We start from the raw sequence: 13,123 nt of genomic DNA, 5'->3' as shown, positions 1-13,123 counted from the left end.
CAAATCGATTGATGCATATTCATCAATAATGTCAATCCCTCAATAGACCATTCCGCAGAATGCATCTGTCTGCTTTAGGTCACATTGGAGAATTTCATTTTTGTCGTTCGCGTGCGGCTCTGTAGTCTCCAGGCATTCCGGTGACCGATGCAAATCAATACGCAAGGAGATGAAATGAAACGCACGACCCTCTCGCTGCTTTCGATCGCGTCGTTCGCGGCAATACCCGCCGCGCATGCACAGACGAGCGTCACGCTGTACGGCGTGATCGACACGTCGATCACGTACGTGAATCATGCGCAGGGCAAGGACAGCGCGTGGATGCTGGGCAACAGCAGCGCGGGCAACCTCGCCGGCAGCCGCTGGGGCGTGAAAGGCACCGAGGATCTCGGCGGCGGGCTGAAGGCGCTGTTCCAGCTCGAGAACGGCTTCGACCCGAGCAACGGCCGACTGGGCCAGGGCGGCCGCCTGTTCGGCCGGCAGGCGTTCGTCGGCCTGACGAGCGACCGTTACGGCACGCTCACGTTCGGCCGCCAGTACGATCCGCTCGTCGACCTCGTGCAGGGCATCACCGCCGACAACTATCTCGGCAGCGTGTTCGCGACGGCGGGCGACGTCGACAACTACGACAACAGCTTCCGCGTCGACAACGCCGTGAAGTACACGTCCGCCGTGTATTCGGGCCTGCAGTTCTCGGCGATGTATTCGTTCGGCGGGATCGCCGGCAGCACCAGCGCCGCGCAGTCGTATTCGGCCGCCGTGTCGTACAACAACGGGCCGTTCAGCGTCGCGGGCGGCTACTTCCACGCGACCAACAGCCCCGCATCGAACACGATCCGCGACGGCTGGAACAGCTCGTCGGACGGCACGTTCGACGGCCCGATCAACAGCGGCTATGCGAGCGCGCACTCGATCGGCATCGCGCGGATCGCGGGCCAGTACGTCGCCGGCCCGTTCACGTTCGGTCTCGGCTACAGCAACGCGCAATACCGCCGCGACGCGAGCTCCGTGTTCAACTCGAACGAGCACTACAACACCGGGCAAGGCTTCGTGAACTACCAGGCGACGAATGCGCTGCTCGTGGGCGTCGGCTACAGCTACACGCGCTCGGGCGGCGACACGTCGGCGACCTATCACCAGGTGTCGGCCGGCGCGGACTACAACCTGTCGAAGCGCACCGACGTGTACCTGACCGCCGCGTACCAGCACGCGAGCGGCCGCACGGGCGACGGCAACGGCGGGTCGATGGCCGCCCAGGCGTCGATCGGGTCGTACGGCTATGCGGGCACGAGTTCGCAGACCCTCGTCAACCTCGGGCTGCGTCACCGCTTCTGATCGACGGCGGCCGGCTGCGCACAGCACGGCCGCCGGCACCCGATCGACGATCGACCGACACGGCGGCTTCGGCCGCCGTCGTCGTTTCCGGCCCGCGCATCGATAGGCCCTCGGCGCTCGATGCGCGTCGCCCGTGGCTGGGCTCACGGCAAAACTGACGCACGGCGTCATCTTCGTGACGACCATCGCGTGGATCGACTTGCGCCCGGCAAGACGTCCTTTTTACCGGTTGCACCGGGCCGCACCGATGCCGGCAGCCTTGAAAACACGCGCCAGATGGCCGCCAAATGCAAAGGAAAGTGTGATGCGAGCCATTTGCCTGCTCGCTATGGCACACTTCGCGTCTGCGTAATTTCCTTGCACCGGGCGGCCGGATTCCGCCCCATCCTGCCATGCCGCGTCAGACTGCCCGTTCGATCAGCCACGCCACGCCGAAGATCGCCGCGACGATCGCGATGTCGTGCGCGCTGCACGGCATCGCGCGCGCCGACTGCCTCGACGACGCGGCCACGTTCCAGCACGTGAGCGTGAGCCTGCTGCGCGGCATCGCGCAAGTCGAATCGGGGATGAATCCGAGCGCCGTCAACACCAACACGAACGGCACCCTCGACATCGGCCTGATGCAGATCAACAGCACATGGCTGCCGACCCTCGCGCGTGAGGGCATCACGCAGCAGAGCCTGTTCGATGCGTGCACCAATGCGTATGTCGGCGCATGGATCCTGTCGCAGAACATTCGCCAGCTCGGTGCGAACTGGAACGCGATCGGCGCGTACAACGCCGCGTCGCCCGACAAGCGCCTCGCGTATGCGCGCAAGGTCTATGATGCAATCCGGACCATGCCGGATTCGCCGGATACTCCCATGCCCATCCTTCCACCGTCCTTTACGCCGCCGCAACAGGTGCAGCCGTACAACCCGTTCGCGAGCCTGAGCGTGTCGGCGCCGGCGGTCACGCGGCCGCGCACGCTCGCGCCGGCCGCCCCGCCGCCGCAGCCGCAAGGCGGGCCCGCCGGCCCGGCCGGCACGTACAACTTCGGCTGGACCGTCACGGGCGCCGACCAGGCCAAGCCGACCCAGGTGTTCGACGACGGGTCGCGGATCTACGTGCAGTTCAGCGACATGAAGCACGTGCCGGCGATCTTCACCGAAACGTCGTCGGGCCGCGTACTGATGTCGTGGGAGCTGCAATTCCCGTATGCCGTTTTGACGCGTCCCGCGCAAACGTTAATCTTCCAGCTCGGGCCGTTCGAGGCGCGCGCGCAGCGCGGCGGGGCCGGTGCGACCACGCAGGCAGGTGCGGCAACGCCGCGTCCGGGCGCGGCGGCGGCCGCGGCTGCCACGCCGCCCGCGTCGAAACACGCCGCCGGTGCCGCAGCCAAGCGCGCCGCGTCGTCCGATGCGCTCTGGTATATCGACACGGCGTCGACGTCGGGTTCGACAGCGACCGCCAGCACGGCGAACACCCCGACGGCATCGACGCCGTCGACTACGCCGGCGACGTGGCCCACCGCGGTGACGTCGAGCACGCCGCCGACGGTTGCCACACCGGTTGCCACACCGGTTGCCACACCGGTTGCGACGCCTGCTGCAACGCCGAAAGCGCCGGCCGCACGCGTCAGTACCGACGCGCTCTGGTATATCTCGAAGTAACGGGCGCAACCGGCATGCATCATGCCGGCGCAGACTACCGGACGACCACCGTCGCGCCGTTCAGGACTGGTTCGGCGACGACGTTCACTTCGCCTGCGTCGGCTCGAGTTCCGGCGCGTTCATGTCGTCGCCCCGCTACCGCCCGGCGGCACCGTCCGGCGCCGTCGACAATGCCGTCCGTTACCCGCGCCGCACCCAGATCACCTTCCCGTCGCGAATGCCGAGATCGCGGCGTTCCTGCCGATAATCCATCGTGCTGGGCAACGACTTGCCGTCGCGCTCGAGCACGCGCCACAGGCAACCGTCGAGCAGCGCGGCCGCATCGGCCTCGGTCTTGCCGATCAGCGCGTCGTCCGGCGCGGCATCCGCCTTGCACGCGTGCGCGGTGCCCGGCTGTCCGGCGTTCGTATCGGCATGGGTCGTGTTCATGTCCGCACATCCCGCAAATGTTGCGCTCGCAACGAGTGCAACGATCATCGCGATCGTGTTCTTCATCGATTCTTCTCCGTGTCGCAGCCCGGCGGAATCTGTGCGGCAAGCGTGTGCGGCCGGGCCTTGCATGCGTGACCGGTTCCGCACACCGCAGGCCGTCTCCTCACGGATGCCGGCAAAGCGGCGTGCGGCGTTGCGCGGACGAGTCGATTCGGCGCGCCGGGCTCGCCTGCATGTTACCGCACGCGATTCGCAGCGACGGCGCGGCGCCGACACATCGCGCGTGACCGCCCCGCGCGCATCCGTGCCCGCAGCGAAGCACCCCGGCAACCCGTTCAGAACTTGTACGTCGCGCCGGCGATACCGTAGTAGTTGCTGCGCGACTGGACGATCGGGCTGCCGCCGTAGCGGCCGAGCAGTCGCGTCACGCCGCCGGTCGCGAGTATCGACCAGTGCCGCGACACGTCCCAGTTCCACGCAACCGACATCGTCGCGCTGTCGATCCCGCCGCTCGTCGAATACGGCCTGAACCGGCTCGTCATCGACTGCGCATCGGTCACGCCGTAGAACGTCTGCGTATAGCGTCCGGTGCCGGCATGCACGCTGCCCGTCACGATGATCTGGTGCTGCGCGGTCTTCAACACCGGCACCGCAAGATCGACGTGCCCCGACACGCCGCGCGACGTGTGCGTGACGGGCGTGTCGACCGTCACGCTCAGTTCGGCCGCGTTGAACAGCGTCACGCCTGCCCGCACGCCGACGAGCACCGAGCCCGGAATCCGCCCCATCCCCTTCAGGTAGTCCGACCCCGGCAGGTCGAAGCGATTCTCGTCCGCCCGGCCCGGATCGTAGTTCACCGCCGCCGACACGAACGCGCCGTGCGGCAGGTCCAGCCGGTAGCCGGCGCCCGACGTGCTGTCGATGAAGAAGCCGTTGCCGAACCTCGCCGAAAACGACGGCGCGACGACGCCGCGATACTGGTTGCTCCCCGCGTAGCGCGGCGCGGCGCCGCCGCCGAGCGAGAGCGAATACTGGTTTTCCGCGTGGGCGGCGGCGGCAAGGGTCAGGCCGGCCAGCGGCATGCAATAGCGGTAGCGTCGAAGGGGTGGGCGCACAATATTCAGATGAAAGTGACGGAGCCCGAAGTCTAGGTGCCGCCGTGCGCCCGAACTGTCCGGAATCTGCGGGGAATCTGTGCTCAATTGTGTCGGATTGTTCGCGATTGTCGTGTCGCGGCCCCGGGTGCCGGAGCGCCGGATAGAATTCGCGTGCCGCGACCCGGGTGTGGGACGACGCGCGTTTCGAGGAGACCATGAACGACAATCCGCTCAAATACCGTGTGCTGCTGATCGAGGACGACGACCGTCTCGCGCAACTCGTGCGCGAGTACCTCGACGGCTATGAATTCTCGGTGACGGTCGTGCGGCGCGGCGACCTGGCCGTCGCCGCCGTGCGCGAGCACCAGCCGGCGCTGGTGATACTCGACCTGATGCTGCCGAATCTCGACGGGATGGAAGTGTGCCGGCGCATTCGCGCGTTCACCAACGTGCCGGTGCTGATCCTCACAGCGCGCGCGGACGTCTACGACCAGGTCGCGGGCCTCGAAACCGGCGCCGACGACTACGTGACGAAGCCGATCGAGCCGCGCGTGCTGGTGGCGCGCGCCCGCGCGCTGCTGCGCCGCGCGCAGCCGCCCGTCGCCGACACGCCGGCCGCCGCGCCCGAAGCGCTCGTGTTCGGCGAACTGACGATCTCGCCGCCGAACCGCACAGTCACGTGGCACGGCGAACCCGTCGACCTGAAGACGGCCGAATTCAACCTGCTGCTGATCCTCGCGCGTGCGGCCGGCACCGTGCTGAGCCGCGACGACATCCTGAAGCAGTTGCGCGGGATCGAATTCGACGGGCTCGACCGCTCGGTCGACTCGGGCATCTCGAAGCTGCGCCGCCGCTTCGAGGATGCATCGTCGGAGCCGCACAAGATCAAGACGATCTGGGGACGCGGCTACCTGTTCAGCCCTTCCGCGTGGGACGAATAAATGCTGCGCCCGTTGATCAGGCTGTACCTCATCGTGATCCTGTGCGGCGCCGTATCGATCGCGTTCATTCAGATCTCGTTCGACCGGATTTTCTACGAACGCGCGGCGCAGGCGCAGCGCGACTCGCTGACGACCTACGCGTTCGTGCTGAACGATTATCTGGAACGCCATCCCGGTGCGCAGCGGATGCTCGCGCTGCGCGAACTCGCGATGCACGGCACCGATGGATTCGACTTCATGACGATGGCCGACGCGCGCGCTCAACTGAGCGGCGCGCCGCTGCGCGACCTCGATGGCGGCAGGATCACCATCAGCTACGACGGCAAGGATTACTACATGCCGCTCGCGGACGGCTCCGTGCTGCACGCGCGCCCGATCCAGCCGTTCGATCTCGACATCAAGATCTACGCGTACCTGCTGCTCGCGCTCGCCGCACTGCTGGCGGTCGTGCTGTGGATTTCGTATCACTGGCGCGACCTGCGCAAGCTGCAGGAGGCCGCACACGCGTTCGGCGCGGGCTACCTGTCCACGCGCGTGAAGCTGTCGGGCCGGTCGAACATCTACGAGCTGTCGCAGCAGTTCAACGACATGGCCCAGCGCATCGAGGCATCGATCAAACAGCAGCGCGAGATGATGCACGGGATCTCGCACGAGCTGAAGACGCCGCTCGCACGCCTCGAATTCGGGCTCGCGCTGCTTGCCGAGACGGACGAGGACGGCCGCACGCGCGAGCGCCGCAACGAACTGCGACGCGACGTGCGCGAGCTCGACGAGCTCGTCACCGAGTTGCTCACGATCGGACGGCTGGAACAAGGCGCGAGCGAACTCGCGCCGATGGAAGTCGTCGTCGATGCACTGATCGACAGCGTCGCCGGCAATGTCGCGAACGATGTCGCCGATCGCGGCCTCGTGCTCGACGTGTCGACCGCGGGCACGCCTGCCGCCCACGTGTGCGATCCGAAGCTCGTCGCGCGCGCGCTGCTGAACCTGATCCGCAACGGCGCGCGCTACGCGTCGCGCACGGTGCGGCTGTCCGCGGCGAGCGATGCGTCCGGTGCGCTGATCCTGAGCGTCGACGACGACGGCCCCGGCATTCCGGTTGCCGATCGCGCACGCGTGTTCGAACCGTTCCAGCGACTCGATTCGAGCCGCGACCGTCAGACGGGCGGGTTCGGTCTCGGCCTCGCGATCGTGCGGCGCGTCGCGCTCGTGCACGGCGGCGACGTGCGGCTCGAGGATTCGCCGCTGGGTGGCGCGCGCTTCGTGATCACGCTGCCGGCGCGGACCTTGCCGGCGTTCCTGGGCGACGCACCGCCGCCCCGCGCGGCCCATACGCGGTAACGCCCGTCGTCGCGACCCGATGCCGGATAGCGCCGCTCGCGTCGCACCGGTCTGATCCCGGTTCTCGTCACGTCGTATCGATCGTCTGGCCGCTTCGCCGCATGCGGCCGGCCGGCGCACCCGGTACGGCCTCCCGGCGAAAAGGTCAGACGATATCCGGATTTCAACCAGGCGTGCCGGCCGCGCGGGCGGCAGCAGCCTGCATCCAGCCGTGATGCATCGCACGATCGATCAGATCCGAGCAGATCGCTCAGTACTCCAGCACACCTATCCTGAATATGGTCAAGCCCGTCCGCGGCTGACCCGCTGCAATAGCTCACGATTGCATCAGGCTCGATGCAGGCGCAACCGTCCCGACGAGTGATTTCGCAGCGATGCGCGATGTGCCGGCACCTGCCCGGCATGCGCGAGCCATTACGTATCGTTACCCCGCCGAACGCGTCGACATGCCGCTACCCGCACCGCGTGCCTTGGTTCGCGCGACGAATGTGCCCGTCTGCCGTCCCTGCCGTCCGCGAGGTTTGCTTACACACCGCAAAGGCTTTTCATGATCCAACCCGTTAGCCTTGGATCACCGCTCGTACCCGCATTGGCATGCGACCCGTTCAACCTTCGATACGCCGGACGCTCATCATGAAACAGCCCGCTCTCCACCCCGCCGCCGGCCACCACCGCCGCATCGCCACCGCCGCCGCGGCCTGCGGCGTACTCGCCGCCGCCTGGTTCGGCAACATCGCGCCGGCTTCCGCGCAGGTCATGGTGCTGGCGCCGCCGGCGCCGGTCTATGAAGCCGCGCCGGCGCCGCGCGTCGGCTATGCGTGGGAGCGTGGCTACTGGGCCTGGCAGTACGGCCGCTACGTATGGGTGCCCGGCCACTGGACCGAAGTCGAACGGCGCATGGCGGTCGCACCGCCGGCCCCGCCCGTCGCGCAGGTGATGCGCGTGTCGGCCGACGCGCTGTTCGCCTTCGATCGCGGCGACCTCGCCGACATCCTGCCCGGCGGCCGCGCCGACATCCGCAACATCGCGGCAAAGCTGAGCGCATCGCGCTTCGCCCGCATCGAAGTGCGCGGCTATACGGACCGGCTCGGTTCGGCTTCGTACAACCAGCAACTGTCGCAGCGTCGCGCGAACGCGGTGAAAGCGCTGCTGGTGCAGCACGGCATCCCCGCCGATCGCATCGACGCACGCGGGCTCGGCGAGCAGGATCCGATCACGCAGTGCAGCGACAACCAGTCGCACGACAGTCTCGTTGCGTGCCTGCAGCCCGATCGCCGCGTCGAGATCGTGACCTTCGCACGCACGGACGATCGCTACGGCCCGCCGCAGCGGCCGTATCAGCCATACCAGCAGTAACGGCCGACGCTCACGAATCCGCCAGCGCGACCGTGCGCGCGAGTCGCGCCGGCGCGGTTTCCTTCAGCGACAGCGCGACGATCAGGCCGGGCACCAGCGCTCCCATGCCGAGCTGCATGATGTACTGGATGCCGAAATGCTTCGCGACGTAGCCTGCAACCGACGGCGCGATACCGCCGCCGAAGATCTCGCCGACGCCGATCACGAGACCTGACGCGGTGGTCATCCACTGCGCGGGCACGGCTTCCGCGCTGATCGGGCCGACCGTCAGCGTGATCATCGCGAACACGAAGAAGATCGTCGCCAGCAGCCCCGCGAACAGCGCGACCGGATCGGCGCCCGTGCGCGAGAACGCCCACAACGACACGAATGCGCCGATCACCGACAGCACCATCACGGGCCGACGTCCGATCCGGTCGGACAGCGCGGGCATCGCGATCCCGCCGAGCGTGCCGCCGATGCCGGTCGCTGCTCGTACGCTGGGTCGAAAGCGGCCGTCTGCACTACGGCGAACAGAAATGGCGGCGTACGCTCGCGCGGCGCGACGGCCGCTGCGCTTATTCGGGTCGCACAATCGTTCAGGGCGAAGCCGTGTTTCGGCCGACCGGGCGCCCGCGGCCCGCGAACCACCTCGCGATGATCGCGGCCGATGCGATCGCGGCTCTCGATGCGTGACGTGCGGCGCGGGTTCGGCCTGGCGGAACGGCGCTTGCTTCATGAACCCGTTTGCACGACGAACACCCGGCGCCCTCCGACAGGTCGTTCGTAGTCCGCACGCATCGTCACCGGATTCGTCATCCGGCAGGCGACAGTCCGTCACGCGCGCGCCGGCTTATCATCCGGTGCAATCGCGGGTATCTTCAACACATGCTGTCCGATCCCGGCGGCTTCATCGGCATCGCGTATCAACCGGCCGTTCGTGCTGTCACGATCGCCGCCGCCCCAAAAGGAAACCGATCATGGAATTCGTACTGGACCACTCGCTCGACGACGAGACCGCCCGCGCGGTCGAACATGAAATCTGGCGCGTCGACCCTGACGCAAAGGTCGAGATCGATCGCGCCACGTCGCACGTGAAGGTCGAATCGTGGCTGTTCCCCGAGGAATTCGTCGTCGCGTTCGAGGACGCAGGCTACAGCGTCAGGATCAAAAATCACTGACGCGCACGGGCCGGCATGAACGCATGCCGGCAACCGGCACTCACTCGCCGCCCTTGAACGCCGGAAGCTGCTGCCCGAGCCGCGCGCCCATTTCGGCGCCAAGCGCCTGCAGCGCATTGAACGGGCGAATCATCACCTCGAACTCGACGATCCGGCCGTCGTCGTCGAAGCGGATCATGTCGATGCCCTTCAGTCGCCTGTCGCCGACCGTCGCGCTGAATTCGAGCACGACGCTCGTGCCGTCGTCGGCGGCGAACTGGCGGTGGTATTCGAAGTTCTCGAGGATCGTGATCACCGTGCGCAGCGCCAACAGCAGCGCGGGCGCCGGCCCATACGGCTTGAATGCCATCGGCGAGCGGAACACGGCGTCCGGATGAACGATCGTGTGCAGCGCGCCGAAGTCCTTGTGTTCGATCATCGCGTGCCACGCATCGAGCGATTTCGCGACAGCGGGTTGCAGATGCGATGGGGGTTGCATGCTCAACGACTCCGGTAACGTCACGCAAAAAAATATCGAATGACGGCGGCACGCCATCAGCGTGCCGCCGCGCGCCTGATCCGGCGCGAATCACGCGTCCGGCAGGATCACCACCTTGCCCTTGACCTGCCGGTTCGCGATCCGCGCGATCGCGTCGGCCGCGCCGTCGAGCGGCACGCGCTCGGTGATCGCGGGCCGTACCTTGCCGGCCGCGAACCATTGCGCGAGCTGCCGCATGTTCGCCGCGTGCTGCGCCGGGTCGCGCCGCACCGCGTCGCCCCAGAACACGCCGAGAATGTCGCGCTCCTTGAGCAGTGCGAGGTTCAGCGCGATCTTCGGAATCTCGCCGGCAGCAAAGCCGACCACGAGGAACCGGCCGCGCCATGCGGTCGCGCGCAGCGCCGCCTCGCTGTACGCGCCGCCGACCGGGTCGTAGACGACATCCGCGCCGCGTCCGCCGGTCAGTTCGTCGACGCGGCGCCGCAAGTCTTCGGTCGCATAGTCGATCGTGTCGTCGGCGCCGGCTTCGCGGCACAGCGCGCGTTTCTCCGCGCTCGACGCGGCCGCGATCACGCGCGCACCCAGCGCCTTCGCGATCTCGATCGCGGCCAGCCCGACGCCGCCCGCCGCGCCCAGCACGAGCAGCGTCTCGCCCTGCTGCAGGCGCGCACGCTGCTGCAGCGCATGCAGCGACGTGCCGTAAGCCAGCACGAGTGCCGCGCCCTGCTCGAACGTCATCCCCGGCGGCAGTGCCGCGATCTGATGCACGTCGGCCACGCATTGCTCGGCGAAGCCGCCGTGGCCCGTGAATGCAACCACTTCGTCGCCGGGCCGCCACTGGCTCACACCGTCGCCGACCGCGTCGATCACGCCCGCGAATTCCGCACCGGGCGAAAACGGCAGCGCCGGCTTCACCTGATACAGCCCCTGCACGATCAGCGCATCGGGAAAATTCAGCGACGCCGCCTTCACGCGAATCCGCACCTGGCCCGCGGCCGGTTCGGGCATCGCGACATCGTCGATACGCAGGTGGTCGATCGGGCCGAATGCGCTACACAACAGGGCTTTCATGTTCTCGTCTCTCCTCGCGCGGCGTAGCCGCGCATCGATACGGCAGCGGGACGCGCCCGCGCGATCGGCGCGCGACGCGGACACAGCGGCCTGCATCGCGGCACCGTCATCCATGCATCGCGACGCTCAGAACCACGCGTCGCGCATGTCGAGCGTCGTCGTATCGACACTCGCCAGCAGATCGAGCTGCGCATCCACCTTCGGCAGCTCCCAGCGAAAGAAATAGCGTGCGGCCGCTCGCTTGCCGTCGTGGAAATCGTCATCGTGCCCGTGCGCGACAAGCGTCACGTCGAGCCACAGCCACGCGACGACGAGATGACCGAACGCCTCGAGATAGACGCTCGCGTTCGCCAGCCGCACCTGCGGATCGCCGAGCGCGGCCAATGCACGCGTGCCGTCGACGAGCCGCGCCCAGCGCTGCGCGAGCGCGTCGGCATGCGTCCGCATCTCGCCGCCCGTTGCCCGCGCGCGTTCGACGGTCGTGCCGATGCGCGCGCCAAGCGCATGCAACAGCGCCCCGTCGTCCTGCACGACCTTGCGGCCCAGCAGGTCGAGCGCCTGGATGCCGTGCGTGCCTTCGTGGATCGGGTTGAGACGATTGTCGCGATAGAGCCGCTCGACCGGATAGTCGCGCGTGTAGCCGTAGCCGCCATGCACCTGGATCGCGAGATCGTTGGCAGCAAGACACCACTGCGACGGCCAGCTTTTCGCGATCGGCGTCAGGATGTCGAGCAGTTGCGCAGCCTCGGCACGCACGGCCGCATCGCCGTGTGCACGCGCTTCGTCGACCAGTCGCGCGCAGTACAGGATCAGCGCGAGCCCGCCCTCGACGTACGCCTTCTGCGCGAGCAGCATGCGCCGCACGTCCGGATGCGCGACGATCGGCGCCTGCGGCGCGGCCGCGTCCTTGCCCGACGGCCCGAGCGGACGGCCCTGCGGCCGGTTGCGCGCATAGTCGAGCGCGTGCAGGTAGCCGGTGTAGCCGAGCGCCACCGCGCCCGCGCCGACGCCGATGCGCGCCTCGTTCATCATGTGGAACATGTAGGCGAGACCGTGATTCGGCTGGCCGACCAGATAGCCGATCGCACCGGCGCGCCCCTGCGGACGATGGCGCGTGCCTTCGCCGAAGTTCAGCAGACAGTTGGTCGTGCCGCGATAACCCATCTTGTGGTTCAACCCGGCGAGCACCACGTCGTTGTGCTCGCCACGAGCGGCGCCGTCGTCGCCCGGCAGATACTTCGGGACGATGAACAGCGAAATGCCGCGCGTGCCGGGCTGCAGTTTGCCGTGCTCGTCGGGAATCTTCGCGAGCACGAGGTGAACGATGTTCTCCGCCAGTTCATGCTCGCCGCCGGAAATCCACATCTTGTTGCCGGTGATCCGGTAGCGTGGGCCGAGCGGCGCGTCGCATTCGAAATCCGCGCGCGTGACGATGTCGGACAGCGACGAGCCGGCTTGCGGTTCGGACAGGCACATCGTGCCGAAGAAGCGCCCTTCCAGCTCGGGACGCGCGAACGCATCGATCTGCTCGGGGCTGCCGTGCGCGAGCAGCAGGTTCGCGTTCGCGACGGTGAGAAACGGATACGCGGCGGTCGCGATGTTCGCGGCCTGGAAGAACAGGAACGACGCGGCTTCGACGAGCTTCGGCAAGCGCATCCCGCCGAACGCTTCGTCCTGGCCGGCCGCGATCAGGCCGGCATCCGCGAAGGCCCGCACGGCCGGCGCGACTTCGGGAATCAGGGTCACGCGCTCGCCGTCGAACCGCGGCTCCTCGCGATCGCCGCGCGCCGCATGCGGCGCGAACAGGTCGGCGGCGATTCGCTCGCTCGTGTCGAGCACCGCATCGAACGTCTCGCGGCTGTGTTCCGCATAGCGCGGCAGCGCGGCGAGCGCGCCGGCATCGAGCCAGTCGTACAGCAGGAACGCGAGATCGCGTCGCGACATCAACAGGCTCATCGCGACGCCCTCCGCGTAACCCGCATCGCCCGCGTCGCCAGCGGCCACCCATGCGCCGCCCGGTCGATCCGCGTGCGCTCGATCGATACATGCTCCATCACGTCTGTCTCCTGTCGACCAGAGTTGGCGCTTTAGCGCTTACTCTGGTCCCATGCTTCGCGCTCGGGCGGCGCGCCGGCGCCCCCGTTGGCTCCGGTTGCCGGAACCGGATGATTGGGTCGGTGACTGCAAGTGCTGGCAGGAATTTAGCACGGTCGTTCTAAAACAACAATGCGTGAACCCGCGCATCGACCGGCGCGCCGCG

General features: G+C 67.7%; 13 protein-coding genes. 7 read left to right on the top strand and 6 right to left on the bottom strand.

From position 1 onward, the window contains the following. The first annotated feature begins 174 nt into the window (after nt 1–174). Entirely contained in the window at nt 175–1,335 is a 1,161-nt protein-coding gene (locus DCN14_RS21615; protein WP_096502551.1) for a porin, read from the top strand. Between the two features lie 392 nt (nt 1,336–1,727). Beyond that, nucleotides 1,728–2,987 carry a transglycosylase SLT domain-containing protein gene (locus DCN14_RS21610; protein ID WP_096502553.1) on the top strand — a complete coding sequence of 420 codons (1,260 nt, stop codon included), beginning with the start codon at nt 1,728–1,730 and terminating at the stop codon, nt 2,985–2,987. Between the two features lie 180 nt (nt 2,988–3,167). Here DCN14_RS21610 and DCN14_RS21605 read toward each other — a convergent pair whose 3' ends face one another. Beyond that, on the bottom strand, nt 3,168–3,482 hold the full coding sequence (locus DCN14_RS21605; protein ID WP_096502555.1) for a hypothetical protein: 315 nt from the start codon (nt 3,480–3,482) through the stop codon (nt 3,168–3,170). A gap of 272 nt (nt 3,483–3,754) precedes the next feature. Continuing rightward, nucleotides 3,755–4,501 carry a MipA/OmpV family protein gene (locus DCN14_RS21600; RefSeq protein WP_096502557.1) on the bottom strand — a complete coding sequence of 249 codons (747 nt, stop codon included), beginning with the start codon at nt 4,499–4,501 and terminating at the stop codon, nt 3,755–3,757. Nucleotides 4,502–4,731: 230 nt separating this feature from the next. On the opposite strand from DCN14_RS21600, the gene DCN14_RS21595 reads away from it, so the two are divergent. The 3 genes from DCN14_RS21595 (at nt 4,732) to DCN14_RS21585 (ending at nt 8,154) form a co-directional block, all read left to right on the top strand. Beyond that, a complete protein-coding gene (locus tag DCN14_RS21595; RefSeq protein ID WP_096502948.1) occupies nt 4,732–5,457 on the top strand; it encodes a response regulator in 726 nt (241 codons plus the stop codon). Beyond that, on the top strand, nt 5,458–6,798 hold the full coding sequence (locus tag DCN14_RS21590; RefSeq protein ID WP_096502559.1) for an ATP-binding protein: 1,341 nt from the start codon (nt 5,458–5,460) through the stop codon (nt 6,796–6,798). It abuts the gene before it with no gap. A gap of 633 nt (nt 6,799–7,431) precedes the next feature. Further along, nucleotides 7,432–8,154: an OmpA family protein gene (locus DCN14_RS21585; protein ID WP_162826232.1), complete on the top strand. Its 723-nt coding sequence runs from the start codon at nt 7,432–7,434 to the stop codon at nt 8,152–8,154. 10 nt (nt 8,155–8,164) lie between these two features. On the opposite strand, the gene DCN14_RS21580 is transcribed toward DCN14_RS21585, so the two are convergent. Then, a complete protein-coding gene (locus tag DCN14_RS21580; protein ID WP_240327434.1) occupies nt 8,165–8,587 on the bottom strand; it encodes an MFS transporter in 423 nt (140 codons plus the stop codon). Here DCN14_RS21580 and DCN14_RS21575 point away from each other — a divergent pair. Beyond that, a complete protein-coding gene (locus tag DCN14_RS21575) occupies nt 8,524–8,829 on the top strand; it encodes a DUF3331 domain-containing protein (protein WP_096502563.1) in 306 nt (101 codons plus the stop codon). The genes DCN14_RS21580 and DCN14_RS21575 overlap by 64 nt on opposite strands. 284 nt (nt 8,830–9,113) lie before the next feature. Then, complete coding sequence (locus DCN14_RS21570) at nt 9,114–9,314, top strand: hypothetical protein (protein ID WP_096502565.1); 201 nt, start codon at nt 9,114–9,116, stop codon at nt 9,312–9,314. Nucleotides 9,315–9,354: 40 nt separating this feature from the next. Here the strand turns inward: DCN14_RS21570 and DCN14_RS21565 are convergent, their stop codons facing one another. The 3 genes from DCN14_RS21565 to DCN14_RS21555 form a co-directional block, all read right to left on the bottom strand. Further along, on the bottom strand, nt 9,355–9,792 hold the full coding sequence (locus DCN14_RS21565; protein WP_096502567.1) for a nuclear transport factor 2 family protein: 438 nt from the start codon (nt 9,790–9,792) through the stop codon (nt 9,355–9,357). Between the two features lie 90 nt (nt 9,793–9,882). Next, entirely contained in the window at nt 9,883–10,863 is a 981-nt protein-coding gene (locus tag DCN14_RS21560; protein WP_096502950.1) for an NADPH:quinone oxidoreductase family protein, read from the bottom strand. Nucleotides 10,864–10,989: 126 nt separating this feature from the next. Further along, the gene (locus DCN14_RS21555; RefSeq protein ID WP_096502952.1) at nt 10,990–12,819 is read right to left on the bottom strand and encodes an acyl-CoA dehydrogenase; all 1,830 of its coding nucleotides are present in this window, start codon (nt 12,817–12,819) and stop codon (nt 10,990–10,992) included. Nucleotides 12,820–13,123: the final 304 nt, after the last annotated feature.

The organism is Burkholderia sp. IDO3 (assembly GCF_003366075.1).
GTDB lineage: Bacteria > Pseudomonadota > Gammaproteobacteria > Burkholderiales > Burkholderiaceae > Burkholderia > Burkholderia anthina.
The sequence above is the reverse complement of the archived record's forward strand: the minus strand, read 5'-3'. Positions and strand labels throughout refer to the sequence as shown.